At 67.1% G+C, this 25,674-nt stretch carries 23 protein-coding genes; 7 read left to right on the top strand and 16 right to left on the bottom strand.

The features are described 5' to 3' along the window. Positions 1-7 precede the first annotated feature (7 nt). The 13 genes from astB to AAG092_RS18775 all read right to left on the bottom strand — a co-directional run bounded on the left by astB (position 8) and on the right by AAG092_RS18775 (position 16,856). The gene (gene astB / locus AAG092_RS18835; protein ID WP_373387881.1) at positions 8-1,354 is read right to left on the bottom strand and encodes an N-succinylarginine dihydrolase; all 1,347 of its coding nucleotides are present in this window, start codon (positions 1,352-1,354) and stop codon (positions 8-10) included. Next, the gene (gene astD / locus AAG092_RS18830) at positions 1,354-2,817 is read right to left on the bottom strand and encodes a succinylglutamate-semialdehyde dehydrogenase (RefSeq protein ID WP_373387880.1); all 1,464 of its coding nucleotides are present in this window, start codon (positions 2,815-2,817) and stop codon (positions 1,354-1,356) included. The genes astB and astD overlap by 1 nt, the downstream gene beginning before the upstream one ends. Then, complete coding sequence (astA, locus tag AAG092_RS18825; protein WP_110682140.1) at positions 2,814-3,839, bottom strand: arginine N-succinyltransferase; 1,026 nt, start codon at positions 3,837-3,839, stop codon at positions 2,814-2,816. Before astA ends, astD begins: the two co-directional genes overlap by 4 nt. Before the next feature lie 87 nt (positions 3,840-3,926). Then, positions 3,927-4,943 (bottom strand): arginine/ornithine succinyltransferase subunit alpha, encoded by a 1,017-nt coding sequence (gene aruF, locus AAG092_RS18820; protein WP_110682141.1) that lies wholly within the window; start codon positions 4,941-4,943, stop codon positions 3,927-3,929. 151 nt (positions 4,944-5,094) lie between these two features. Continuing rightward, on the bottom strand, positions 5,095-6,315 hold the full coding sequence (locus AAG092_RS18815; RefSeq protein ID WP_110682142.1) for an aspartate aminotransferase family protein: 1,221 nt from the start codon (positions 6,313-6,315) through the stop codon (positions 5,095-5,097). 1,030 nt (positions 6,316-7,345) lie between these two features. Further along, positions 7,346-8,332: a transcriptional regulator ArgR gene (argR, locus tag AAG092_RS18810; protein ID WP_110682143.1), complete on the bottom strand. Its 987-nt coding sequence runs from the start codon at positions 8,330-8,332 to the stop codon at positions 7,346-7,348. Positions 8,333-8,348: 16 nt separating this feature from the next. Then, complete coding sequence (gene aotP, locus AAG092_RS18805; protein ID WP_110682144.1) at positions 8,349-9,113, bottom strand: arginine/ornithine transport ATP-binding protein AotP; 765 nt, start codon at positions 9,111-9,113, stop codon at positions 8,349-8,351. Positions 9,114-9,132: 19 nt separating this feature from the next. Next, positions 9,133-10,245, bottom strand: a complete 1,113-nt coding sequence (locus AAG092_RS18800; protein WP_110682145.1) for a succinylglutamate desuccinylase/aspartoacylase family protein — start codon at positions 10,243-10,245, stop codon at positions 9,133-9,135. A 13-nt stretch (positions 10,246-10,258) separates the two neighbouring features. Continuing rightward, positions 10,259-10,957 carry an ABC transporter permease gene (locus tag AAG092_RS18795; protein ID WP_110682146.1) on the bottom strand — a complete coding sequence of 233 codons (699 nt, stop codon included), beginning with the start codon at positions 10,955-10,957 and terminating at the stop codon, positions 10,259-10,261. 10 nt (positions 10,958-10,967) lie between these two features. Continuing rightward, the gene (locus AAG092_RS18790) at positions 10,968-11,657 is read right to left on the bottom strand and encodes an ABC transporter permease (protein ID WP_110682147.1); all 690 of its coding nucleotides are present in this window, start codon (positions 11,655-11,657) and stop codon (positions 10,968-10,970) included. 114 nt (positions 11,658-11,771) lie between these two features. Beyond that, positions 11,772-12,548, bottom strand: a complete 777-nt coding sequence (locus tag AAG092_RS18785; protein WP_110682148.1) for an ABC transporter substrate-binding protein — start codon at positions 12,546-12,548, stop codon at positions 11,772-11,774. A 476-nt stretch (positions 12,549-13,024) separates the two neighbouring features. After that, entirely contained in the window at positions 13,025-14,980 is a 1,956-nt protein-coding gene (acs, locus tag AAG092_RS18780; protein ID WP_110682149.1) for an acetate--CoA ligase, read from the bottom strand. Between the two features lie 322 nt (positions 14,981-15,302). After that, entirely contained in the window at positions 15,303-16,856 is a 1,554-nt protein-coding gene (locus AAG092_RS18775; protein WP_110682151.1) for a sigma-54-dependent transcriptional regulator, read from the bottom strand. Positions 16,857-17,074: 218 nt separating this feature from the next. Between AAG092_RS18775 and phhA the strand changes: the two genes are divergently transcribed. From phhA to AAG092_RS18760, 3 genes are all read left to right on the top strand, one after another. After that, on the top strand, positions 17,075-17,899 hold the full coding sequence (gene phhA, locus AAG092_RS18770) for a phenylalanine 4-monooxygenase (protein WP_258371505.1): 825 nt from the start codon (positions 17,075-17,077) through the stop codon (positions 17,897-17,899). Positions 17,900-18,066: 167 nt separating this feature from the next. After that, a complete protein-coding gene (locus tag AAG092_RS18765) occupies positions 18,067-18,423 on the top strand; it encodes a 4a-hydroxytetrahydrobiopterin dehydratase (protein WP_110682153.1) in 357 nt (118 codons plus the stop codon). Further along, the gene (locus tag AAG092_RS18760) at positions 18,420-19,619 is read left to right on the top strand and encodes an amino acid aminotransferase (RefSeq protein ID WP_373387879.1); all 1,200 of its coding nucleotides are present in this window, start codon (positions 18,420-18,422) and stop codon (positions 19,617-19,619) included. Before AAG092_RS18765 ends, AAG092_RS18760 begins: the two co-directional genes overlap by 4 nt. A 45-nt stretch (positions 19,620-19,664) precedes the next feature. Here AAG092_RS18760 and AAG092_RS18755 read toward each other — a convergent pair whose 3' ends face one another. Genes AAG092_RS18755 through selD form a run of 3 tightly spaced genes read right to left on the bottom strand, consistent with a single transcriptional unit; the run spans position 19,665 to position 22,158 of the window. Further along, a complete protein-coding gene (locus AAG092_RS18755; RefSeq protein WP_110682155.1) occupies positions 19,665-20,021 on the bottom strand; it encodes a hypothetical protein in 357 nt (118 codons plus the stop codon). Continuing rightward, the gene (mnmH, locus tag AAG092_RS18750) at positions 20,018-21,124 is read right to left on the bottom strand and encodes a tRNA 2-selenouridine(34) synthase MnmH (protein WP_373387878.1); all 1,107 of its coding nucleotides are present in this window, start codon (positions 21,122-21,124) and stop codon (positions 20,018-20,020) included. Before mnmH ends, AAG092_RS18755 begins: the two co-directional genes overlap by 4 nt. Then, positions 21,124-22,158 carry a selenide, water dikinase SelD gene (selD, locus tag AAG092_RS18745; RefSeq protein WP_373387877.1) on the bottom strand — a complete coding sequence of 345 codons (1,035 nt, stop codon included), beginning with the start codon at positions 22,156-22,158 and terminating at the stop codon, positions 21,124-21,126. The genes mnmH and selD overlap by 1 nt, the downstream gene beginning before the upstream one ends. 160 nt (positions 22,159-22,318) lie before the next feature. Between selD and AAG092_RS18740 the strand changes: the two genes are divergently transcribed. The 4 genes from AAG092_RS18740 to phnE are packed head-to-tail and all read left to right on the top strand — an operon-like array spanning position 22,319 to position 25,549. Next, positions 22,319-23,170, top strand: coding sequence for a putative selenate ABC transporter substrate-binding protein (locus AAG092_RS18740; RefSeq protein WP_373387876.1), 852 nt, complete (start codon positions 22,319-22,321; stop codon positions 23,168-23,170). Further along, on the top strand, positions 23,167-23,964 hold the full coding sequence (locus AAG092_RS18735; RefSeq protein WP_373387875.1) for a phosphonate ABC transporter ATP-binding protein: 798 nt from the start codon (positions 23,167-23,169) through the stop codon (positions 23,962-23,964). Before AAG092_RS18740 ends, AAG092_RS18735 begins: the two co-directional genes overlap by 4 nt. Further along, entirely contained in the window at positions 23,958-24,785 is an 828-nt protein-coding gene (locus AAG092_RS18730) for a PhnE/PtxC family ABC transporter permease (RefSeq protein WP_373387874.1), read from the top strand. Before AAG092_RS18735 ends, AAG092_RS18730 begins: the two co-directional genes overlap by 7 nt. After that, positions 24,782-25,549, top strand: a complete 768-nt coding sequence (gene phnE / locus AAG092_RS18725; protein ID WP_110682161.1) for a phosphonate ABC transporter, permease protein PhnE — start codon at positions 24,782-24,784, stop codon at positions 25,547-25,549. The genes AAG092_RS18730 and phnE overlap by 4 nt, the downstream gene beginning before the upstream one ends. Positions 25,550-25,674 lie beyond the last annotated feature (125 nt).

The raw sequence follows: 25,674 nt of genomic DNA, 5'->3' as shown, positions 1-25,674 counted from the left end.
AAGGCTCTCAGGCGAGTTGGAAGGGGTAGACGGAGCCCAGTTTAAGGATCTGCGTCAGTTCATCCAATGCCGTGCGGCACTCGATCAGCAGTTGCGGGTCGGCCAGGTCGCTTTCGGCCAGGCGGTCGCGGTAGTGCTTGTCGACCCAGGCGTTGAGGGTGGTGAACAGCTCGGGGGTCATCACCACGCCCGGGTTGACCGCCGCCAGCTCGTGCTCCTTGAGCGCCACGCGCAGGCGCAGGCAGGCCGGACCACCGCCGTTCTGCATGCTCTGCTTGAGGTCGAATACCTTCACCTCACGGATCGGGCCGTTGCCGCTGGTCAGTTCGCTCAGGTAGTTCCACACGTTGGCGTTGTTGCGGCACTCCTCCGGCACCACCAGCAGCATGCTGCCGTCGGCGCGGGTCAGCAGCTGGCTGTTGAACAGGTAGGACTTGACCGCATCCTCCACGCTCACCGCGCTGCCAGGCACGCGCACGGCCTGGAAGTTGCCGCCGCGGCGGGCCAGCTTGTCGCCCAGCTCGGCCAGCACCTTGTCGGTGTCGAGGAAGGCGTCCTGGTGGTAGAACAGCACCTCGCCGTTGCCCACCGAGATCACGTCGTTGTGGAACACGCCCTGGTCGATCACCGCCGGGTTCTGCTGGGCGTAAACCACACCCTCGTCACCCAGGCCATGCAGGCGAGCTACCGCCTGGCAGGCTTCCAGGGTCTGCCGCGCCGGGTAGCGCTGCGGGGCCGGGAAGCGGCTGTCGAAGGCGCTGCGACCGAACACGAAGAACTCCACGCCGGCCTCGCCGTAGCTCTTGCAGAAACGCGTGTGGTTGGCCGCGCCCTCGTCACCGAACTGGCTCACCGCCGGCAGCGCGGCGTGGTGGGCGAAGTGCTGCTCGTTGCTGAACATGGCGCGCAGCACCCGGCTGGTGGTCGGGTGCTCGATCGAGCGGTGGAACTTGCAGTTGAGGTTGGCGGCGGTGAAGTGCACGCGGCCGTCCGCGGTGTCGGCGCTGGGGCTGACGGTGCAGGAGTTGGCGGTCCACATGCTGGAGGCCGAGCTGCAGGCGGCCAGCAGCGGCATGGCTTCCTTGGCGGCCTTGGCGATCACCTCGGCATCGCTGCCGGTGAAGCCCAGGCTGCGCAGGGCGGCGACGTCCTGGCGCTCCTGCGGGGCGAACACGCCCTGCTTGAAGCCCATGTCCATCAGCGCCTTCATCTTGCCCAGGCCCTGCTTGGCGGCCTCCTTGGGATTGGACACCGCCTGGCTGTTGCTCTGCGACGCCACGTTGCCATAGGACAGGCCACCGTAGTTGTGGGTCGGGCCGACCAGGCCGTCGAAGTTCATTTCATAGGCGGACATCACAGACTCACTCCCGGGGTCAGGGTGGCAGGCAGGCTCAGGGTTTCACTTTCCAGCGAGGCGACCGGATAGGCGCAGTAATCGGCCGCGTAGTAGGCGCTGGCGCGGTGGTTGCCGGAGGCACCCACGCCGCCGAAGGGCGCGCTGCTGGCGGCGCCGGTCAGCTGCTTGTTCCAGTTGACGATGCCGGCACGGCTCTCGATCAGGAACTGCTGGTAGCGCTCGGCGGACTCGGACAGCAGGCCGGCGGCCAGGCCGTACTGGGTGTTGTTGGCCTCGGCGATGGCGGCATCGAAGCCGTCGTAGCGGATCACCTGCAGCAGCGGGCCGAAGAATTCCTCGTCGATGCGCTCGGCCACCCGGGTCACGTCGAGAATGCCGGGGGTCAGCAGCGCGGCGTTCGGTACCGGCTGGATCATCTCCAGCAGCACTTCGGCGCCCTTGTCGACCAGGTGACGCTGGGCCTTGAGCAGATGCTCGGCCGCGGCCAGGGAAATCACCGAACCCATGAAGGGCGCCGGCTGCTCGTCGAAGGCACCGACCTTGAGGGTCGAGGCCACCGCCACCAGGCGCGCCAGCAGGGCGTCGCCCCAGGCACCGACCGGCACCAGCAGGCGGCGCGCGCAGGTGCAGCGCTGCCCGGCGGAGATGAAGGCGGACTGGATGATGGTGTAGACAGCGGCGTCGACATCCTTGACCTCCTCCACCACCAGCGGGTTGTTGCCACCCATCTCCAGCGCCAGGATCTTGTCCGGGCGGCCGGCGAACTGGCTGTGCAGCAGGTTGCCGGTGCGGCTGGAGCCGGTGAAGAACAGGCCGTCGATGCCGGCGCTGCCGGCCAGGGCCACGCCGGTCTCGCGGGCGCCCTGCACCAGGTTGAGCACGCCGGCCGGCAGGCCGGCCTCGATCCAGCACTTGACCGTCAGCTCGGCGACCTTGGGGGTCAGCTCGCTGGGCTTGAACACCACCGCGTTGCCGGCCAGCAGCGCCGGCACGATGTGGCCGTTGGGCAGATGGCCGGGGAAGTTGTAGGGGCCGAACACGGCAACCACGCCATGCGGCTTGTGGCGCAGCACGGCGATGGCGTCGGCCAGCGGACCGCTCTTCTCGCCGGTGCGCTCGCGGTAGCTCTGCACGGAGATGGCGACTTTGTTGACCATGCTGGTCACCTCGGTGGCGGACTCCCACAGCGGCTTGCCGGTTTCCTCGCCGATGGTACGGGCCAGTTCGTCGGCATGCTTCTTCAGGGTGGCGGCGAACTGCTCGAGGATGGCGATGCGCTCCTCCAGCGGGCGGCGGGCCCAGGCCGGGAAGGCGGCACGGGCGGCGGCGACGGCCTGCTCGACCTGCGCGGCGCTGGCGCCCTGGCCGCGCCACACGGCTTCCTGGGTCACCGGGTTGAGCGAGTCGAAGGCCTCGCCCTGCCCGGCCAGCCACTGGCCTGCGATGTAATGGGTGGTCATTGCTTGCTCTCCTTGGCCGACAGCGGTACGGCGCGCACCTGGGCGCCGGCGCTGAGCTGCAGGCGCTTGGCGGTCAGCGGGTCGACCACCAGGGTGCCGGCGGCGGCGCGCGCCGGCGCGGCGGTGATGCGGCAGTCTTCGCGCTTGCGGTTGTGAATCAGGTAGGGGGTGGCATCGTCGCCCGGGGTGCCGACGGCCAGCACCAGGGTCTGGCTGTCGCGCACGGCGCGGATCTTGTCGGTCTCCACCTCGATGGCCGGGCCGGCGTCGAAGATGTCGACATAGCCCTGGTAGCTGAAGCCCTCGCCCTTGAGCATGGCCAGCGCCGGCTCGGTGTCCGGATGGACGCGACCGATGACGGCGCGCGCCTCCTCGGAGAGGAAGCAGGTGTAGAGCGGGAACTTGGGCATCAGCTCGGCGATGAAGGCCTTGTTGCCGACGCCGGTGAGGTAGTCGGCCTGGCTGAACTCCATCTTGAAGAAGTGCCGGCCCAGGCTCTCCCAGAACGGCGAGCGGCCGTTCTCGTCGGACATGCCGCGCATCTCGGCGATCACCTTGTTGCCGAACAGCTCGCGGAACTCGGCGATGAACAGGAAGCGCGCCTTGGACAGCAGGCGGCCGTTGAGCCCGCTGCGGTGGCCGGCATGCAGGAACAGCGAGCACAGCTCGGAGTTGCCGGTCAGGTCATTGGCCAGGAACAGGGTGGGGATCTCGCGGTGGATCTTCAGCTCCTGCGAGGCGCTGACGGTGAGACCGACCCGGTAGTTGTACCAGGGCTCGCGCAGGCCGACGGCGCCGGCCACGGCGGAGATGCCGACGACCTTGCCGTCATCATCCTCCAGCACGAACAGGTAGTCGGCGTCGGCACGCTCGGCCTCGCCACGGAAGGTCTTCTCCGCCCAGCCGACCCGGTGCGCCAGGCGCTCCTCGTTGGCCGGCAGGGTGGTCAGGCCGGTGCCGGTACTGCGGGCCAGGTCGATCAGCGCGGACAGGTCGGCGCTACGGACGGGACGAACGATCATGGATCCTCCGGATCAGCTGCAAGCCCGCAGCCAGGTGCCACGGGCTTCAGTTCAGACAGGCCGCCGCCGGCAACCTGTCGCGTTGGTTTAAACCGCCACCAGCCGGACGCTGGCGCCCTCGCCCACACCCAGGGCCTCGGCGGCCTCCAGGCTCAGGGTCACCGGCTTGCCGGGCACCCAGTCGAGATCGGCGATGATGGCGCGGAAGTCCTGCAGCTGGCCGTTGCTCACCAGATACTGACGCCCGCCCTTGCCCGGCTCGCCGATGCGCACCGGCACCACGCGGCTCTGGGCGATGGAGCGGATGCCCGAAGTGCGCGCATGCAGGGTCGGGCCGCCGTCGAAGATGTCGATGTAGTGGTCGGTCTCGAAGCCTTCACGCATCAGGATGTCGAAGGTCACCTGGGCACGGCTGTAGACCTGGCCCATGGCTTCCTGGGCGCTGTCCGGCAGCAGCGGCACGTAGATCGGGTAGTGCGGCATCAGCTCGGCGAGGAAGGTGCGGCTCTTCAGCCCGCACAGGCGCTCGGCCTCGGTGTAGCTCATGTCGAAGAAGTTGCGGCCGACCGCGTCCCAGAACGGCGAGTCGCCGTTCTCGTCGCTGTAGCCGACGATTTCCACCACCACCGCATCGGCGAAGCGCTCCGGGTGGGCGGCCATGAACAGCAGGCGGGCACGCGAGTTGAGCTCGGCGAAGGGCGTGTCGACCAGCTCGCGCTGCACGTAGAAGCTGGTCAGCAGGCTGTTGCCGGTGAGGTCGTGGCACAGCGAGAGGACGTGGATCTTGTTGTGGATCTTCAGCTCGCGCGAGGCGTGCACGAAGGTCTCGTTGCGGAAGCTGTAGAAGGGCTCGGAATAACCGGCCGAGGCGACTATGGCCGAGCAACCGAGCAGCTTGCCGCTGGCCGAATCCTCGAGGACGAAGAAGTAGCTCTCTTCGCCGTTGAAGCTGACTTCGGCGGCGAAGGAGGCCTCCGATGCGGCGATCTTGTCGCTCAGTCGGCCCGAATCATCCGGCAGCGAAGTGACACCCACCGGGCTGTCCGCAGCCAGGCGTTGCACTTCGGCAAGATCGGACATCTGCGCGGGGCGCATCACCAGCATGGCCTTCTCCTTTCGACAAAAGCGCCGTTCGAATAAAAGCTCCAAAAGGCCTGAGGCAGCCCTCTGGAGAAAGATCGGAGCAGTGCCCGATCACGCATGGAACCCTTCATCCTGAAAATCGGGCGGCGCTTCCTGCGCCGCCCTGCGGGCATCAGCCCTGGACCAGCTTGGCCACGGCACGCTCGAAGCGCTGCAGGCCGTCGACGATGTCGGCCTCCTCCACCACCAGGCTGGGAGCGAAGCGCACCACGTCCGGGCTGGCCTGCAGCACCAGCACGCCCTCGGCGGCGGCGGCATCGAGCACGGCCTTGGCCTTGCCCTTCCAGGCGTCGCTCAGCACGCAGCCGAGCAGCAGGCCGAGGCCGCGCACCTGGGTGAAGATGCCGTACTGCTCGCCGATCGCCTGCAGGCGCTGGCGGAAGTCGGCGCTCTTGGCCTTGACGCCCGCCAGCACTTCCGGGGTATTGACGATATCCAGCACCGCCTCGGCCACCGCACAGGCCAGCGGGTTGCCGCCATAGGTGGTGCCGTGGGTGCCGACGGCCAGGTGCTTGGCCAGGTCGGTGGTAGTGAGCATGGCGCCGATGGGGAAACCGCCGCCCAGGCTCTTGGCGCTGGAGAGGATGTCCGGGGTGACGCCGTAGTGCATGTAGGCGAACAGCTCGCCGCTGCGGCCCATGCCGCTCTGCACCTCGTCGAACACCAGCAGCGCATTGTGCTGGTCACACAGGGCGCGGGCGCCTTCCAGGTAGGCCTTGTCGGCCGGCAGCACACCGCCTTCGCCCTGGATCGGCTCCAGCACCACGGCGCAGGTCTTGTCGGAAATGGCGGCTTTCAGCGCCTCCAGGTCGTTGTACGGGACATGGGTGATGCCCTCGATCTTCGGCCCGAAGCCATCGGAATACTTGGGCTGGCCTCCGACGCTGACGGTGAACAGGGTGCGACCGTGGAAGCTGTTGATCGCGGCGATGATCTCGCACTTCTCCGGGCCGAAGCGGTCATGGGCGACGCGACGGGCCAGCTTGAACGCGGCCTCGTTGGCCTCGGCGCCGGAGTTGCAGAAGAACACGCGCTCGGCGAAAGTGGCATCGACCAGCTTGTGGGCAAGACGCAGGGTTGGCTCGTTGGTGAACACGTTGGAGATGTGCCACAGGGTGTTGGCCTGCTCGGTCAGCGCCTTGACCAGTGCCGGATGGCAGTGACCGAGGGCATTGACGGCGATGCCGCCGGCGAAGTCGATCAGCTCGCGACCGCCCTGATCCCAGACTCGGGAGCCCAGGCCGCGCACCGGAACGAAGGCGGCGGGGGCATAGTTGGGGACCAGATACTGATCGAAATCGGCGCGTTGCACCGGATCGTGCTGAACGGACATCGGGGCTCTCCTGAACAAGGAACACCGCACTCAATGGCGGGTGATGGAAGGATTGTAGGGGCTGCCCACGGGCCCGCATTGTCGCCATGCGACAACTTGTTACAGCGGCAACCCGCGGTTTTCGGGGGCTTTCGGCAATGCGACAGAAAGCTCCGGAATTGCGCAGTTTAAACGCTGCGCGGCTGGATCGGGGTATTTCGCTGCCCTACGAAAAACCCTTGTAGAACCACGTCAGGCTTTGCGCGGATATTGCCCCAGGGGCCGGGCACGCACTCAACAGCCTGATCGCAACACTTTCCTCGGCACCAACTACCGATTTCGCCTTGCACGGCGAGTTACTTTCTCTTGTCTGGCCAAGAGAAAGTAACCAAAGAGAAGGCCACCCCGGCATCCGGCCCCGCCTGCGGCGGGGTTCCCTCCTTCCGGCGCTGCTCCGGGGGCCGTCACGATGGGACGTCCTGTCCCATCGCTCCTCGCTCGGCGTCCTGCCTCGCGTCCCCCTGCGCAACACCTCCACTCGGCCTACTGACGGGGACTCGGGCACCGAGCTGCTTGGCAGCCCTTCTCGCCGCTGCGCGCTTTTGATCGTTCCCACGCTCTGCGTGGGAGTGCAGCCTTTGGTGCTATGCGCCAATTGCTTGCTTTGTGGTGCTTGCTGGCCAGTGACGAGGAGCGTCACGGGATGGGTTCCCACACGGAGCGTGGGAACCATCGGGAAAGGAATACAGAACTTTCAGGCAACTCCAAACGCCCCCTTCAGGAGGCCGAACGGAATCATTGCGGAAGGGGTTGAGCGGCATGGATGCCGCGAAAGACGCGATGGGCCAGGGATGGCCCTTCGCGGCGTGCCCGTGGAGCGATGATGGAGTGAGGGAACCCCGCCGCAGGCGGGGCCGGATGTCGGGGGCAAGCGTTTTTGGTTACTTTTTCCGCGACTGGAAAAAGTGACCCGCCCAGCAGGGCGGAACAGAAGCATCGAACAGCAAGCTAAACAGCTGCTGCACAAAAAGGCTAGCGCCAGCTGCCAGCCTCAGCCGCGCTCAACGGAAGCAGGAGCAATCTCGAACGGACTGGCACTACGCCGCTGATTGCGATCCTCCCGCGGGGTCGCCCCGAAGAAGTTGCGGTAGGCGCTGGAGAAGTGCGGGCCGGAGGAGAAGCCGCAGGACAGGCCGATCTGGATGATCGACTTGCTGGTCTGCATCAGCAGTTGGCGCGCCTTGTTCAGGCGCAGCTCCAGGTAGTACTGGCTGGGCACGCGATTGAGGTACTGCTTGAAGATGCGCTCCAGCTGACGCCGCGACACGCACACATGCTGGGCGATCTCGTCGGTGGTCAGCGGCTCCTCGATGTTGGCCTCCATCAGCAGCACCGCCTGGGTCAGCTTGGGATGGCTGGAGCCGATGCGGTTCTGCAGCGGAATGCGCTGGCGCTCGCCGCCCTCGCGGATGCGCTCGACCACCAATTCCTCGCTCACCGCGCCGGCCAGTTCGGCACCGTGGTCGCGGGCCAGCACCGCCAGCAGCAGGTCGAGCACGGCCAGGCCACCGCAGGCGCTGAGACGGTCGCGGTCCCAGTCGAACAGGTGGCTGGTGGCGATCACCTTGGGGAAACGCTCAGTGAAGTCGTCCTGCCAGCGCCAGTGCACGGCGGCGCGGTAGCCATCGAGCAGACCGAGCTGGGCCAGCGGGTAGACACCGGCGGACAGGCCACCGATGGCGATGCCACTGCGGGCCAGCTGCTTGAGGGCCGAGGCCAGGGTCGAGGCCATCTGCGCCGGCGGCTCGTCGGCCAGCAGGAACAGCTTGCTGCAGCCTTCCAGGCGCCCGGCCCAGGGCTCGCCAGGCAGACGCCAGCTCCCCTCGGCAGGCGCTTCGGCCTGGAGGAAACGCAGCTCGTAGGACACCTCCGGGTGAACGCGCTGCGCCACGCGCAGGGCCTCCTCGGCCAGGGCCAGGGTCATGGGCCTGGTTTCCGGCCAGATCAGGAAGGCGATGCAGTGGGCAGTCGAAGTCATGGAGGCAGTCTAGTGCTTACTTCAGGCTGCCGGAAAGGAACTGCTTGAGGCGATCCGACTGCGGGTTGGCCAGCACCGTCTTCGGGCAGCCGGTTTCTTCCACCAGGCCCTTGTGCAGGAAGATCAGCTGGTTGGACACCTCGCGGGCGAAGCCCATCTCGTGGGTCACCACCACCATGGTGCGGCCTTCCTGGGCCAGGTCCTGCATCACCTTGAGCACTTCGCCGACCAGCTCGGGGTCGAGCGCCGAGGTCGGCTCGTCGAACAGCATCACTTCCGGCTCCATGGCCAGGGCGCGGGCGATGGCCACGCGCTGCTGCTCGCCGCCGGACATGTGCGCCGGATACGCGTCTTTCCTGTGTGCCACGCCGACCTTGGCCAGGTAGTGCTCGGCCTTCTCCAGGGCTTCCTTCTTCGGCACGCCGAGCACGTGCACCGGCGCCTCGATGACGTTCTCCAGGGCACTCATGTGCGACCACAGGTTGAAGTGCTGAAACACCATGGACAGGCGCGAGCGCATGCGCTGCAGCTGCTTGGCATCGGCGGCCTTGAGCGCGCCGTCCCTGTTGGCCACCAGCTTGAGCTCCTCGCCGTTGAGCAGGATCTTGCCGCCGTGCGGCTGCTCGAGCATGTTGATGCAGCGCAGGAAGGTACTCTTGCCCGAGCCGCTGGAGCCGATGATGCTGATCACGTCGCCGGCCTTGGCGGCCAGGGACACGCCTTTCAGCACTTCGTGGTCGCCGTAGCGTTTGTGCAGATCCTGAACTTCGAGTTTGTACATGGTTGGGCTCTCGTTTGGCTCAGTCGCTCAGCAGGCGACCCTGACGGATGGGTTGTTGGCCGGCCACCTTGGCCAGCCAGAGTCCGGGTTGGGCGAAGCGCAGGCGCTCGCGCACATACAGCACGCCGGAAGTGGACGCACGCACGATGCTGTGGCGGTCCTCCAGCGGATCTATGACTTCGAACAGCGGATCGCCCACCTCGACGCGGGCGCCGACCGGCTGCAGGAAGCTGACCACGCCGGCGTGCGGCGGGTAGGCGTACTGCGCACCGGCGAAGGGTGTCGGCTGGCAGCTGGGCGCCGGCGCGGCCGGCCAGTCACCGCTGATCAGGCCCTGCTCGGCGAGGAAGGCGAGGATGCCCTCGGCGCTGGCCATGGCCCGTTCGCGCTCGGTATCCAGCATGCCGCCCAGCTCCACGGTCGCCGCCTGGCAGGCCAGCGGTACCACGGCCTCGGGGAAGCGCCGCGCCAGGCGCAGCCAGGCCATGGAGCAGGCCTCGTCGAAGGAGCTGCCGCCGGTGTCCTCGGCCACCAGCACGGCGCCGGCACCCAGGCGCGCCGCCAGGCCGGCGAAGGCCGCGGCCTGCTGCGGGATCATGTACAGGTGCACCACGGCATCGAAGTCGCAGTGCAGGTCGAGCACCACATCGGCGTCGCAGGCATGACGGAGCAGCAGGCGCTGCAGGCCCTGCAGCTCGGAGCCAGCCGGCGCCAGGCCGTCCAGCGCGGCCAGCATGGCCTGACGGATCAGCCGCACGTTGGCCGCGCCATCGGCACCCAGGCGCCCATCCAGGGCGGGGGCGACCAGCTCGGCCAGGTCGGCGAAGTCGCGGTTGAAGTTCTTGCCGCTGCCCAGCTCGAAACGCCCCTGGCTGGTGGCCTGGAGCATCTGGCCGAGGCCAATGGGGTTGGCCACCGGCACCAGCTCGATCACCCCGGTCAGGCGCCCCTGCCCTTCCAGCTCGGCCAGACGGCGCTTGAGCTCCACCGCCACGCGCATGCCCGGCAGCTCGTCGGCGTGCAGGCTGGCCTGGATGTAGGCCTTGCGCTCACCCGCACCGAAGCGGAACAGGCTGAGCTTGCGCTCGGTGCCGGGGCAGCCCCAGGGCAGGATGTGGTCGATACGTTGCATGCTCGTCGTGACCTCAGTGCTTGCGCGGGGCCAGGTAGGCCAGCCAGCGACGCTCACCCAGCTTGAACAGGCGCACCAGGACGAAGGTCAGCACCAGGTAGAACAGGCCGGCAGTGATGTAGGCCTCGAACGGCAGGTAGTACTGCGAGTTGACGGTCTTGGCCGCGCCGGTGATGTCGATCAGGGTCACCACCGAGGCCAGGCTGGTGGTGTGCAGCATCATGATCACCTCGTTGCTGTACTGCGGCAGCGCACGGCGCAGCGCAGACGGCAGGAGGATGCGGCGGTACAGCTTGGCGCGCGACATGCCCATGGCCTTGGCCGCCTCGATCTCGCCATGCGGGGTGGCCTTGAGGCTGCCGGCAAGGATCTCGGCGCTATAGGCGCTGGTGTTGATGGCGAAGGCCAGGCAGGCGCAGAAGGTGGCATCGGACAGATAGGGCCACATGAAGCTCTCGCGCACCGCTTCGAACTGGGCCAGGCCGTAGTACAGCAGGTACAGCTGCACCAGCATCGGCGTGCCACGGATCACGTAGGTGTAGAGCCAGGCCGGGAAGTTGATCAGCGGCTGCTTGGACACCCGCATCATCGCCAGCGGCACGGCCGCGAGCAGGCCCAGGGCCAGGGAGATCACCAGCAGTTTGAGGGTGACCAGCACACCGCCGAAATACAGCGGCAGGCTGTCGATTACCACGTTGTAGTCGAAAAGCATGGCGGCTCCCTCAGATTTCCATGGCCTTGACGCCGACCGAATAGCGGCGTTCGAGGTAACGCAGCACCAGCAGCGACACACTGGTCAGCGCCAGGTAGATGGCGGCGGCCAGCAGGATGTAGGTGAACGGCTCGCGGGTCGCGTCGCCGGCGCTCTTGGCGCGGGCCATCATGTCCTGCAGGCCGACCAGGGAGATCAGCGCGGTGGCCTTGACCAGCACCAGCCAGTTGTTGGTCACGCCGGGAATGGCCAGACGCACCATCTGCGGCACCAGGATGCGGAAGAACACCCGCAGCGGGCTCATGCCGTAGGCCATACCGGCCTCGCCCTGTCCCTTGGGGATGGCCATGAAGGCGCCGCGGAAGGTTTCCGACAGGTAGGCGCCGTAGATGAAGCCCAGGGTACCGACACCCGCCACGAAGGGATTGATGTCGATGTAGTCCTCATAGCCCACCAGCGGGGCAATGCGGTTCACCAGATCCTGGCCGCCGTAGAAGATCAGCAGGATCAGCACCAGATCGGGAATGCCGCGGATCACGGTGGCATAGGTTTCGCCCATCAGCGCCAGCCATTTCAGGGGCGACAGGCGGAAGGCCGCGCCAAGCAGGCCGAGCCCGATGGCCACCGCCATCGAGAACAGCGCCAGCTGCACGGTGAGCCAGGCACCGTCGAGAATGGTCGAGCCGTAGCCGTTGAACATGGAATCTATCCTCTGGAACACACAGGAGGAGGCCCTCAGCGAGGGCTGGAGGCGCAGGCACTGGGCCCCGCGACACCCACCCTCCCCACTCCGGGGAGGATGGATGGGACGGCGTTACTCGCCGTAGACGTTGAACTGGAAGTACTTGTCCTGCACTTCCTTGTACTTGCCGTTGGCACGGATGGCGGCGATGGCGGCATTGATCTTCTCGGCAGTGGCGGTGTCGCCCTTGCGCACCGCGATGCCGGCACCGTTGCCGAAGTACTTCTCGTCGGTGTAGTCCGGGCCCACCAGGGCGAAGCCCTTGCCGGCGTCGGTCTTGAGGAAGCCGTCATCGATGTTGACCACGTCAGCCAGGGTGGCGTCCAGGCGGCCGGCGGCCAGATCGAGGAAGATCTCGTTCTGCGAGCTGTAGCGCACCACTTCCACACCGGCCGGGGCGAACACCTCGGTGGCGTAGCGGTCGTAGATGGAGGCGCGCTGCACACCGACCTTCTTGCCCTTCAGGTCGACCAGCGGGTCCTTGATCTCGGTACCGGCCTTCATCGCCAGCTTGGCGGGGGTGTGGTAGTACTTGTTGGTGAAGTCCACGGACTTCAGGCGCTCTTCGGTGATGCTCATCGACGACAGCACGGCATCGAACTTGCGCACCTTGAGGGCCGGGATCAGGCCATCGAACTCCTGCTCGATCCACTGGCACTTGACCTTCATCTCCTCGCACAGGGCGTTGCCGATGTCGTAGTCGAAGCCGGTGATGTTGCCTTCCGGGGTCTTGTAGGCGAAGGGCGGGTAGGCCGCCTCGATACCGATGCGCAGGGGTTTGTCTTCTGCCTGAACCAGCGCACTGAAAGCGCTCAGCGCCAGCGCGCCGAGAAGTACGATCTTCTTCATCTTGTGCTCCTTCGAATGGGTACAGCGTTTGGCAGAATGAAGTTCGCCATGGCCAGGGTGAATTGTAGAAAGTGTCACCGTCTTTGCCGGCTGCAACAGCATGGCAAGAGGGTTGGCCAAGTGGGCGGCATTCTATCGACCGGGGGTAGGTCGATATTTCCTCAAAGCGACAACAAATTACAGAAGCACAGGAGCGGCATCGAAGCCGTATTGACAGGTCAGCCAAAACGTGACCAGCGAGACAAAAAGCACAGCCGATAGATAAAGCAATAGTCGAGCCACATCCGCGAAACCCAATAGATTCGCGGTATTCCTCGATCTTTTACGGACTGCAGCGCCCCCTCAGACGACCGGAGTGTTCCCTCTCGCCCCGAATCGGCGCCCAGTGTTACAGCGAGGTTACATCGGCTCGCCGCCACCCAAAAAACAAACCCCGGCTTGTGGCCGGGGTCGTGCACGTCCGCGAAACCGCCCGGTCAGGCGGCCTGCATGGTGCGATGGGTATCGATGAGGTGCTGGACCACGCCAGGATCGGCCAGCGTGGAGATGTCGCCGAGGGCATCGTATTCGGCGACGGCGATCTTGCGCAGGATGCGGCGCATGATCTTGCCCGAGCGGGTCTTCGGTAATCCCGGAGCCCACTGGATGACGTCCGGCGAGGCGATCGGGCCGATCTCCTTGCGCACCCAGTTCTTCAGTTCCTGACGCAGTTGCTCGGAAGGCTCCTCGCCGGCGTTCAGGGTGACGTAGACGTAGATGCCCTGGCCCTTGATGTCGTGCGGCACGCCGACCACGGCGGCCTCGGCGACTTTCGGGTGGGCGACCATGGCGCTCTCGATCTCGGCGGTGCCCATGCGGTGGCCGGAGACGTTGAGTACGTCGTCCACCCGCCCGGTGATCCACCAGTAGCCGTCCTCGTCGCGGCGCGCGCCGTCGCCGGTGAAGTACATGCCCTTGAAGGTCTTGAAGTAGGTATCGACGAAGCGGTCGTGGTCGCCGTACAGGGTGCGCGCCTGCCCCGGCCAGGAGTCGATGATCACCAGGTTGCCCTCGGCGGGGCCGTCGATGATGTTGCCCAGGTTGTCCACCAGGGCCGGCTGCACGCCGAAGAACGGCCGCGCGGCGGAACCCGGCTTCATCGCATGGGCGCCCGGCAGCGGGGTCATCAGGCAGGCGCCGGTCTCGGTCTGCCACCAGGTATCGACGATCGGGCAGCGGCCCTGGCCGACATTCTCGTAGTACCAGTGCCAGGCCTCGGGGTTGATCGGCTCGCCGACCGAACCGAGCAGGCGCAGGCTGGAGCCGTCGGCGCCCTGCACCGCGGCCTTGCCATCGGCCATCATGGCGCGGATGGCGGTGGGCGCGGTGTAGAGGATATTGACCTTGTGCTTGTCGATGATCTTGGCCACGCGGGTAACGTCCGGGTAGTTCGGCACGCCTTCGAACATCAGGGTGGTGGCGCCGTTGGAGAGCGGGCCGTAGATCAGGTAGGTGTGGCCGGTGACCCAGCCGATGTCGGCGGTGCACCAGAACACCTCGCCCGGACGGTAGTCGAACACCCGCTCATGGGTCAGCGAGGCATACACCAGGTAGCCGCCGGTGGTGTGCAGCACGCCCTTGGGTTTGCCGGTGGAGCCGGAGGTATAGAGGATGAACAGCGGCTCCTCGGCGCCCATTTCCTTCGGTGCGCAGGTGGAGCCTGCGACCTTCATCAGGTCCTCGTACCAGATGTCGCGATGCTGGTTCCACTTGATCGCCGAGCCGGTGCGCTTGACCACGATGATCTTCTGCACGCTGGCGGTTTCCGGGTTGGTCAGCGCGTCGTCGACGTTGCTCTTCAGAGGGACCTTCTTGCCGCCGCGCACGCCTTCGTCGGCGGTGATCACCACCTTCGACTTGCAGTCGATGATGCGTCCGGCCAAGGCCTCCGGCGAGAAGCCGCCGAACACCACCGAGTGGATGGCGCCGATGCGCGCGCAGGCCAGCATGGCCACCGCCGCTTCCGGGATCATCGGCATGTAGATGGTCACCACGTCGCCACGGTGCACGTCCTGGCCACGCAGGGCGTTGGCGAACTTGCACACCTGCTCGTGCAGCTCGCGGTAGGTGATTTCGCGGTGCTCGGACGGGTCGTCGCCTTCCCAGATGATGGCGATCTGGTCGCCACGGGTTTCCAGGTGACGGTCCAGGCAGTTGGCCGAGAGGTTGAGGGTGCCGTCGGCGAACCACTTGATGTCGACATGGTGGTCGTCGAAGGAGGTCTGCTTGACCTTGGTGAACGGCTTGATCCAGTCGATGCGCTTGGCCTGCTCGCGCCAGAAACCGTCCGGGTTGATCACCGACTGCTGGTACATCGCCTTGTAGGTAGCTTCGTCGGTCAGCGTGTTGGCGGCCACCTCGGGGCGGACCGGATAGAGGGAAGCAGCAGTCATGGGGATACCTCGGTGGGGCGGTTGTTTTTGTATGCTGCCTTTTGTATCCCCCGACACCCCGTGGGGCCATTCGACCATGGTCTTACCGCTCTACGACCATGGTCTCGGCCGCGAAGAAGCGTGCCCGGCAACGCCGGGAACCCCTGCCGACGACGCCCCGCACCGGCACGCGGGGCGGACATAAAAAAAGGGCGACCCTAGGGTCGCCCGCCAATTCATTCCGGGGAAGGAATGTCAGAAACGCATCCGGGTATCGCAGGAGCCGGATGCGCACTTTGTACGCCCTCGCCCGCCACGTGGCCATTGCACCAAGGTCGTAGCCTTACTCCTTGCCCAGGCCGTGCTGGCGCAGCTTGTTGGCGATGGTGGTATGCGACACCCCCAGGCGCTTGCCCAGCTGGCGACTGCTCGGATGCTCGGCGTACAGGCGCTCCAGCACCGCTTTCTCGAAGCGGCCGAGGATGGCATCGAGGTCACCGTCGATGGAGAAATCGCCCAGCGGCTGCGGCGCACCGTAGTCCGGCAGACGGATATGCTCGGCCTTCACCGTCCCGCCGTCGCACAGCGACACGGCCTGGAACAACACGTTCTCCAGCTGGCGCACGTTGCCCGGCCAGTGATAGTGGGCCAGGCGCTCGAAGGCCTGCGGCGCCAGCTTGGGCAGCGGGCAGCCGATCTGCCGACTGGCCGAATCGAGGAAGTGCTCGACCAGCGGCGCCAGGCCGTCCAGGCACTCGCGCAGCGGCGGGATATGCAGGCTGAGCACATTAAGGCGGTGATACAGGTCCTGGCGGAATTCGCCCTTGGCGCACAGCTCGGACAGGTCGACCTGGGTGGCGCAGATCACCCGCACATCCAGGTACACCTCCTCGTCGCTGCCCACGCGGCGGAAGCAGCCGTCCTGCAGGAAGCGCAGCAGCTTGGCCTGTAGGCGCGGGCTCATTTCGCCGACGCCGTCGAGGAACAGCGTGCCGCCGGCGGTCAGCTCGAGCAGGCCGAGCTTGCCTTCCGGGCGCGCGCCCTCGAAGGCGCCGGGGCCGTAGCCGAACAGCTCGGTCTCGGCCATGGATTCCGGCAGCCCCGCGCAATTCAGCGCCATGAACGGCGACTGGCCGCGCGGGCTGGCCAGGTGGCACGCGCGCGCCAGCAGTTCCTTGCCGGTGCCGGTCTCGCCCTCGATCAGCAGCGGCGCGTCCAGTGGCGCCATGCGCCGAGCCTCGCGCACCACGGCGGCCATCACCCTGGAGCTCTGGAAGATCGAGTCGAAGCCGCGCAGTTCCTGCTTGCGCACGTGGTAGATGCGCTCGCCGACGCGGTCGGCGCGGTGCAGGGTCAGCACGGCGCCGGCCAGCGCCTCGCTCTCGTCGTGTTCGGACTGCAGCGGCGCGATGTCGGCGAGGAACACGTCGCCCTTGACCTTGACCCGCAGGCCGTTGATCCGCGCCTTATTGGCGCGCACCAGCTCGGGCAGGTCGAAGTCCTCGATATAGCGCGACAGGGCCATGCCCGGTACCTCGTCGACGCGCACGCCAAGCAGCTGCGCCGCGCTGCGGTTGGCGGCGACGATGCTGCCGCCCATGTCGATGGAGAGCACCGGGAAATCCAGCGCGCCGAGCAGCGCGTTGAGCTCCAGGTGGCGGCGTTCGCTGGGCATCAGGCCGACGCGCTTGACGCCGAACACCCCGGGGATGGCCTCCAGCTTGGGGCGCAGCGCCTGGAACTGCAGGTTGATCAGGTTCGGGCAGTGCAGGTAGATGGCGTTGCCCTGCTCGCCGCCCACTTCGCCGCGGGCGACGTTGATGCCGTAGTCGACCAGCAGGTTGAGGATGTCGCGCAGGATGCCGACGCGGTTCTGGCAGTGGACTTTGATGCGCACGCGGAGCCCCTTGAATTTTGATTGTCGGGCGGGAGCGGCCGAGTTTTCGCAAGGCGGCCGTCATTTTTCGTCAAGAATATGTGACAGCCAGGACCAGCAACAAGGTCGCCATCTGTCATTTCCACACAGTCGTAATCAATTCTTTACGAAAAAACCCACACCTGCTGCCTCGACGCGGTTGCCAGCCCCTCCTCAGGTTGCGCCATCGGCGGTATCCCTTGTCCCAGACAAAAACAACAGCCCAGCGGGAGACCTGCATGAAAGGCACGCAGTACGTGGCTCGGCAACCGGACGAGAGCGGCTTCATCCACTACTCGGACAGCGAGCATCAGGTGTGGAACACCCTGATCACCCGGCAGATGAAGGTGCTGGAAGGCCGCGCCTGCCAGGAATACTTCGACGGCATCGAACAGCTCGGCCTGCCTGCCGATCGCATTCCCCAGCTCGGCGAGATCAACAAGGTGCTGAACGCCACCACCGGCTGGAGCGTGGCCCAGGTGCCGGCGCTGATTCCCTTCCAGACCTTCTTCGAGCTGCTGGCCAGCAAGCGCTTCCCGGTCGCCACCTTTATCCGCACCCCGGAAGAGCTGGACTACCTGCAGGAGCCGGACATCTTCCACGAGATCTTCGGTCACTGCCCGCTGCTGACCAATCCCTGGTTCGCCGAATTCACCCACACCTACGGCACGCTCGGCCTGGCCGCGAGCAAGGAACAGCGCGTGTACCTGGCGCGGCTGTACTGGATGACCATCGAATTCGGCCTGGTCGATACGCCTCAGGGCCGACGCATCTACGGCGGCGGCATCCTCTCCTCGCCCAAGGAGACGGTCTACAGCCTGTCCGGTGCGCCCGAGCACCAGCCCTTCGACCCGCTGGAGGCCATGCGCACGCCCTACCGCATCGATATCCTGCAACCGCTGTATTTCGTCCTGCCGGACCTCAAGCGCCTGTTCCAGCTGGCCCAGGAGGACATCATGGGCCTGGTGCAACAGGCCATGACCCTCGGCCTGCACGCGCCGAAGTTCCCGCCCAAGGCGGCGTAGGCTTTAACTCCCCCCTCCCATTGATGGGAGAGGGGCTGGGGGAGAGGGTCGAACCTGACATCACCCTCTCCCTACGCGGGCCGCCCCCTCTCCCGCAAGCGGGAGAGGGGGCTGATCGATGCCCCTCACCTTCTATGCTCTGATCTCGACTATCCAAGGAGCCCGAAATGACCAGCCTTGCCCAAGCCCAATGCGAAGCCTGCCGCGCCGACGCCCCCCATGTCAGCGAAGAAGAGCTGGCCACGCTGATCCGCGAGATCCCCGACTGGAACATCGAAGTACGCGACGGCCACATGGAGCTGGAGCGCCAGTACCTGTTCAAGAACTTCCGCCATGCCCTGGCCTTCACCAACGCGGTGGGCGCCATCGCCGAGGAAGTCGGCCATCATCCGGCCCTGCTCACCGAGTGGGGCAAGGTCACCGTGACCTGGTGGAGCCACGAGATGAAAGGTCTGCACCGCAACGACTTCATCATGGCCGCGCGCACCGATGTGCTGGCCGCCGCAGCCGAGGGGCGCAAGTGAGCCACTTCACCGCCATCGCCCGGGTGCCGGGCGATCCCATTCTCGGCCTGCTCGACGCCTATCGCGCCGATGGTAACCCGGCCAAGCTCGACCTGGGCGTCGGCGTATACAAGGACGCCTCCGGTCTGACGCCCATCCCGCGCGCCGTGAAGCTGGCCGAGCAACGCCTGATCGATGGCGAAACCAGCAAGACCTACATCGGCGGCCACGGCGCACCGGAGTTCGGCGAACGCCTGCTGGAGCTATGCTTCGGCAACGGTAACGCGCTGCTCGCCGATGGCCTGCTCGGCGCCACCCAGACGCCCGGCGGCACCGGCGCCCTGCGCCTGGCCGGCGAATTTATCGCCAGGAATCTTCCGGGTAGAGGCATCTGGCTCAGCGACCCGACCTGGCCGATCCACGAGACGCTGTTCGCCGCCTGCGGCCTCAAGGTCGGCCACTACGCCTATGTCGGCGCGGACAACCGCCTCAACGTCGAGGCCATGCTCGCCGCCCTCGCCCACCTGCCCAAGGGCGATGTGGTACTGCTGCACGCCTGCTGCCACAACCCCACCGGCTTCGACCTCGCCCCGCGCGACTGGAAGCGCGTGCTGGAGGTGGTCAAGGCACGCGAGCTGCTGCCGTTGATCGACTTCGCCTACCAGGGCTTCGGCGATGGCCTGGAGGAGGACGCCTGGGCCGTGCGCCTGTTCGCCGCCGAACTGCCGGAGCTGCTGGTCACCAGCTCCTGCTCGAAGAACTTCGGCCTCTATCGCGAGCGCACCGGCGCGCTGATCGTGCGGGCGGATAACCTCGAGAAGCTGCTCGATATTCGCAGCCAGCTGGCCTTTTTGGCGCGCAACCTGTGGTCCACGCCGCCATCCCACGGCGCCGCGGTGGTGGCGGAGATTCTCGGCGATGTCGAGCTGAAGGCCCTGTGGGCAGCGGAAGTCGATGCCATGCGCCGGCGCGTAGCCGACCTGCGCACGGGCCTGGTCGAGGCCCTGCGTCCGCATGGCCTGGCCGAGCGCTTTGCGCATATCGCCGAGCAGCGTGGCATGTTCTCCTACACCGGCCTGACGCCAGCCCAGGTGCAACGCCTGCGCGACGAGTTCAGCGTGTACCTGGTGAGCAGCGGCCGCGCCAGCGTGGCGGGGATGAACGAGGCGCGCCTGGACTACCTGGCCGGCGCCATCGCCAAGGTCTGTCAGGCCTGAACGAAAACGCCGCCCGAGGGCGGCGTTTTTCATCACGGGCGGCACTCAGTCCAGCTGATCGTCGCGGATCAGCACATAGCTGGCATCGGCGCGGTCGTAGACGTAGTACATCTCCACCTGCAAACCGCGCATCACCGCCACATAGTCACCGGGCTCGGCGACGAAGAAGTCGTTGCTGTCGGCCTTGGCCGGACTCTCGATGCGGGCGGTGAAGAACAGCGCAGGGTCACTGCCGTCGAAGTAGTCCTCGCGCTCGGCGGCATCCCACTCGGCCGGCGCCGCGAAAGGCCCCTCGAACAGTACGTGGCCGTCGCCCAGCTCCAGTTCCTCGGCGTCCGGGTCGTTCTCGTCCGGGCGGTACAGGGTGCAGTCCAGGGCGTCCGGGTGGTCTTTGAGTTTCATGCCTTGCTCCGTGATGCGCGGTCGCGCAGATAGGCCAGCACGGCAGCGTGCTCGCCGGCGAATTCGATGCGCGCGGCCTTGCTCTCGCGCTGGTAGACGTACATCGGGTCGTAGTACTCGTTCAGCAGCGCCTCGATCCAGGCCCGGTGCAGGTCCACCGCGCCGCTGCGCGCCTGCTCGTCCAGTGCCTGCGCCAGGATGGCCCGTAGACGCGCATGGCGCTCGCCGCCCAGGCGCTTCTGGATGTTGTCCATGCTCTGCAGCAGGCGCGCGGCGAACAGGGCGAAGCCCTGCTCCTCGCCATGCACGGCGAGGAACTCGGCGGCCAGGTCGATCACGTAGTCGCGCAGGATGCGCTCGACGCGATCCTCGACGCTGTCCTCCAGCCATACCAGCGGGTACTCCTGCATGCCCTGGTGCAGCGACAGCGGCAGCGAGCAGGTGCCGATCAGGCGGCTCTCGTCCTCCAGCACGAACTGCTGCTGGCCGCGCGCGCGGCGCTTGAGCAGGTCGATGGCCAGACGGTTCTCGAAGTCGATCTGCGCCGGCTGGCCGGTGGCACGCTTGCCGAAGCTGGAGCCACGGTGGTTGGCGTGGCCTTCCAGGTCGATGCTGTTGTCGAGTTCGGCGATCACCTCGGTCTTGCCAGTGCCGGTCATGCCGCCGACGATGACGAAGTCGCACTCGGCCACCGCGCTGTCGAGCGTCTCGATCAGGAAAGTACGCATGGCCTTGTAGCCACCGATCACCCGCGGGTAGTCGATGCCGGCGTCGGCAAGCCACTGCTGGACGATCTGCGAGCGCAGGCCGCCACGGAAGCAGTACAGGTAGCCATTCGGGTTGGCCCTGGCGAAGGCCGCCCAGGCCTCGACGCGCTCGGCCTTGACCTTGCCCGACACCAGCTGGTGGCCGAGCTCGATGGCCGCCTGCTGGCCCTTCTGCTTGTAGCAGGTGCCGACCTTCTGCCGTTCGATGTCGGTCATCAGCGGCAGGCTGATGGCATTGGGGAAGGCGCCCTTGGTGAATTCCACCGGGGCGCGCATATCCATCATCGGCAAGTCGTTGAGGAAGATGTCGCGGTAGTCGGCCGTGTTGTCGCGCATCACAGCACCTCTACCGCGTAACGCTGTCGCGCGGTCAGCTGGCCGATGGGCGCCAGGCTCAGGCCCAGCTCGGCGGCCACGGCGAGGAACTCGGCCTCGCCCTCAGGGCTGACGGCAATCAGCAGGCCGCCACTGGTCTGCGGGTCGCACAGCAGGTTGCGTTGTTCCTCGGAGATCGGCGCGATCTTCTCGCCGTAGCTGTCGAAGTTGCGCAGGGTGCCGCCCGGCACGCAGCCCTCGGCCAGGTAGTAGTCGACGCCCGGCAGGCGCGGCACGGCGGCGTAATCGAGCTGAGCGGTGAGGCCCGCGCCATCGGCCATCTCCACCAGATGACCGAGCAGGCCGAAGCCGGTGACGTCGGTCATCGCCTGCACGCCCGCCAGCTTGCCGAAACGCGCGCCAGGCTTGTTCAGGGTGCACATCCAGTCGCGCGCCAGGCCGACATCCTCGGCGCGCAGTTTGGCCTTCTTCTCGGCGGTGGTGAGGATGCCGATACCCAGCGGTTTGGAGAGATACAGCTTGCAGCCAGCGCTGGCGGTGTCGTTGCGTTTCATGTGTTTCTTGTCGACCACACCGGTCACGGCCAGGCCGAAGATCGGCTCCGGCGCGTCGATCGAGTGGCCGCCGGCCAGCGGGATGCCGGCCGCGTCGCACACCGCGCGGCCGCCGCGGATCACCTCGCGGGCCACTTCCGCCGGCAGCACATTGACCGGCCAGCCGAGGATGGCGATGGCCATCAACGGGTCGCCGCCCATGGCGTAGATGTCGCTGATGGCGTTGGTGGCGGCGATGCGGCCGAAGTCATAGGGATCGTCGACGATCGGCATGAAGAAGTCGGTGGTCGACACCACCCCACGCTCCTCGTCCAGGGCATAGACCGCCGCGTCGTCGCGCGAGGCGTTGCCGACCCAGAGTTTCGGGTCGAGGTTCTGTGCGCCGCTGCCGGCGAGGATCACCTCCAGCACCTTGGGGGAAATCTTGCAGCCGCAGCCGGCGCCATGGCTGTACTGGGTCAGACGGATGGGTTCGCTCATCGCACGCTCTCGGCCATCGGGGAAATCAGGCGGCGGATTCTAGCAAAGCTGCTCTTTGCGCTCGCCCCCCGTATAATCGCCGCGCTCCTAAACATCTGGGCGCTGGCCATCACGCGGGCCGGTGCCTGAACCTTTTCCGCTATTGAACCGGAGAATCTTCATGCTCAAGCGTACTCTGGCGCTCGCCGCCGGCTTTGCCCTGTCCCTGTCCGCCACCCTGACCCAGGCCGCTGACGTGCTGAAGGTCAGCGCCATCCCCGACGAAGCCCCCACCGAACTGCTGCGCAAGTTCAAGCCGCTGGGCGCCTACCTGGAGCAGGAACTGGGCATGAAGGTCGAGTTCGTCCCGGTGGCCGACTACCCGGCGGTGGTCGAGGCGCTGGCCACCGACCGCATCGACCTGGCCTGGCTGGGCGGTTTCACCTTCGTTCAGGTGCGCCTGAAGACCGGCAATGCCATCCCCCTGGTGCAGCGCGAGCAGGACGCCCAGTTCACCAGCAAGTTCATCACCTCGGACGCCAGCGTGAAGTCGCTGGCCGACCTCAAGGGCAAGAGCTTCGCCTTCGGCTCGGTGTCCTCCACCTCCGGCAGCCTGATGCCGCGCTACTTCATGCTGCAGGACGGGATCAAGCCGGAAGCCTTCTTCAGCCGCGTCGGCTACTCCGGCGCGCATGACGCCACCGCCGCCTGGGTGCAGGCCGGCAAGGTCGACGGCGGCGTGCTCAACGCCAGCGTGTGGGACAAGCTGGTCGCCGCCGGCAAGGTCGACACCACCAAGGTCAAGGTGTTCGCCACCACCCCGGCCTACTACGACTACAACTGGACCGTGCGCGGCACCCTCGATGCGGACCTGACCGCCAAGATCAAGGCCGCCTTCCTCGCCCTCGACCCGGCCAACCCTGAGCACAAGGCGATCCTCGACCTGCAGGCCGCCTCGCGCTTCATCGAGACCAAGCCCGAGAACTACAAGGGCATCGAAGACGCCGCCCGCGCCGCCGACCTGCTGAAATGAGCCTGCGCCTGACCGGCGCGCACCTGCAGCACGGCAACGGGGTCCACGCCCTGCGTGGCGTGGACCTGGCCATCGCCGCCGGCGAGCGGGTCGCCATCATCGGCCCGTCCGGCGCCGGCAAGTCCAGCCTCCTGGGCCTGCTGGCCAGCGCGCTGCAACCCAGCAGCGGCGCCGTCGAGCTGCTGGGCGCCGATCCCTGGCGCCTGAACGCCCGCGCCCGCCAGCGCCTGCGTACGCGCATCGGCCTGATCCACCAGGCGCCGCCGCTGCCGCCGCGGCAACGGGTGGTCACCGCCGTGCTGGCCGGCAAGCTCGGCCAGTGGAGCCTGGGCCGCAGCCTGCTCAACCTGCTCTACCCCAGCGATATCGCCGGTGCCCGCGAGGTGCTGGCACGCCTGGACCTGGCCGACAAGCTGTTCGCCCAGTGCCAGCAGCTTTCCGGCGGCCAGCTGCAGCGGGTCGGCATCGCCCGCGTGCTGTACCAGGCGCCCGAGCTGCTGCTGGCCGACGAACCGGTGTCGGCCATGGACCCGGTGCTGGCCGACCACACCCTCGCCGTGCTGTGTCGGCATGCCGAGACGCACGGCGCCACCCTGGTCGCCAGCCTGCATGCGGTGGAGCTGGCCCTGGCGCACTTCCCGCGCATCGTCGGCGTGCGCGACGGGCAGATCGCCTTCGACCGCCCGGCCAGCGAGGTCACCCAGGCGCTGCTCGATGCGCTCTACGCCAACGAGCAGCTGGTCTCGCCACCGCTGCCGACGGTGACCCTGAACCTGCAGATCCCGCGATGCTGAAACCGCACCCGCGCGACCCGGCCGCCCTGCCCCGGCTGTTGCTGACACTGCTGGCCGTGGCCCTGCTGTGGCCGGGCATCCAGCTCGCCGAACTGGACCTGGGCGTGCTGCTGGCCGCCGACAGCCAGAGCGAGATGGGCCGTTTCGTCGCCGCTTTCTGGCCGCCGCAGCACAACCGCGAGTTCCTCGACCTGCTGCTTGCAGCCACCCTGCAGACCCTGGCCATCGCCACCGCCGGCATGGCCCTGGCGCTGCTGGTGGCGGTGCCGGCGGCCCTGCTCGCCAGCCGCGCGCTGTCGCTGTCGGCGGCTTCCCGCGGTGGTCGCCCGAGTGCGCTGGGGCAAACCCTGCGCTGGCCGGTGCGTGGCCTGCTGATCTTCCTGCGCAGCGTCCCGGAAATCGTCTGGGCCCTGCTGTTCGTGCGCGCCGTCGGCCTCGGCCCCACCGCCGGGGTGCTGGCCATCGCCATCACCTACGCCGGCATGCTCGGCAAGGTCTATGCGGAAATCTTCGAGTCGGTCGACCAGCGCCCCATGCACGCCCTGTTGCAGGGCGGCAGCGGCCGGCTGGCCGCCTTCGTCTACGGTATCCTGCCCAATGCCGCCTCGGAGCTGGTGTCCTACACCGTGTACCGCTGGGAATGCGCGATCCGCGCCTCGGTGGTGATGGGCTTCGTCGGCGCCGGTGGCCTGGGCCAGCAGATCGACCTGTCGCTGCGCATGTTCGCCGGCGGCGAGGTGGCCAGCATGCTGCTGACCTTCCTCTTGCTGGTGCTGCTGGCCGATGGCCTCAGCCGCCTGCTGCGCGGGAGGCTGGCATGAGCCGGCTGGTCAACCTGGCGCTGGTCGCCACCATCGTGCTGGCGGTGATCGCCTCCTTCGCCTACCTGGGGCTCGACCTCGGCGCCCTGTTCGGCGCCGGCAGCCTGGCGCACATGGGCGAGTACGTGGTGCGCTTCCTGCAGCCGGACCTGAGCGCCGGGCACCTGGCCGCCATCGGCCGCGGCGCCCTGGAGACCCTGGCCATGTCGGCCCTCGGCACCCTGCTCGCCGCCGCCCTCGGCCTGCTGCTGGCGCTGCCGGCGGCCGGGCGTTTCGGCCTGCTGGCGCAGAGCGTCACGCGCTTGCTGCTCAACGGCCTGCGGGCGATTCCGGAACTGGTGTGGGCGGCGCTGATGGTGCTGGCCGCCGGCCTCGGCCCGAATGCCGGCACCCTGGCCCTGGCCCTGCATACGGCGGGGGTACTCGGGCGGCTGTTCGCCGAGGCGCTGGAAAACACCCCGAAGGCACCGGCCGAAGCGATCCGCCTGCAGGGGGGCAGCCAGCTCGCGGCCTTCTGCTACGGCACCCTGCCCAACCTGTTCCCGCAGCTGCTGGCCTACTCGCTGTACCGCTGGGAGAACAACATCCGTATGGCCAGCGTGCTCGGCTTCGTCGGCGCCGGCGGCCTGGGGCAGATGCTCTACGTCAGCCTCAGCCTGTTCCAGGAGGCGCAGGCCAGCACGGTGATCCTGGCCATGCTGGTGCTGGTGTTCGCGGTCGACGCCCTGAGCGGCTGGACGCGGCAACGCTGGGTGCGCGCCTGAACGCCCCTCTCCCCAACCCTCTCCCGTAAACGGGAGAGGGAGCAAAAGCCCTACGCAGGCACATGGCCGTAGCCCGGATGCAATCCGGGAAACAGGCCGCTAAGACCCCGGATTGCATCCGGGCT

It is taken from the genome of Pseudomonas alcaligenes, assembly GCF_041729615.1.
Classification (GTDB): Bacteria; Pseudomonadota; Gammaproteobacteria; order Pseudomonadales; family Pseudomonadaceae; genus Aquipseudomonas; species Aquipseudomonas alcaligenes_B.
Note: the sequence above shows the minus strand (reverse complement) of the source record. Positions and strands in the feature narration are given on the sequence as shown.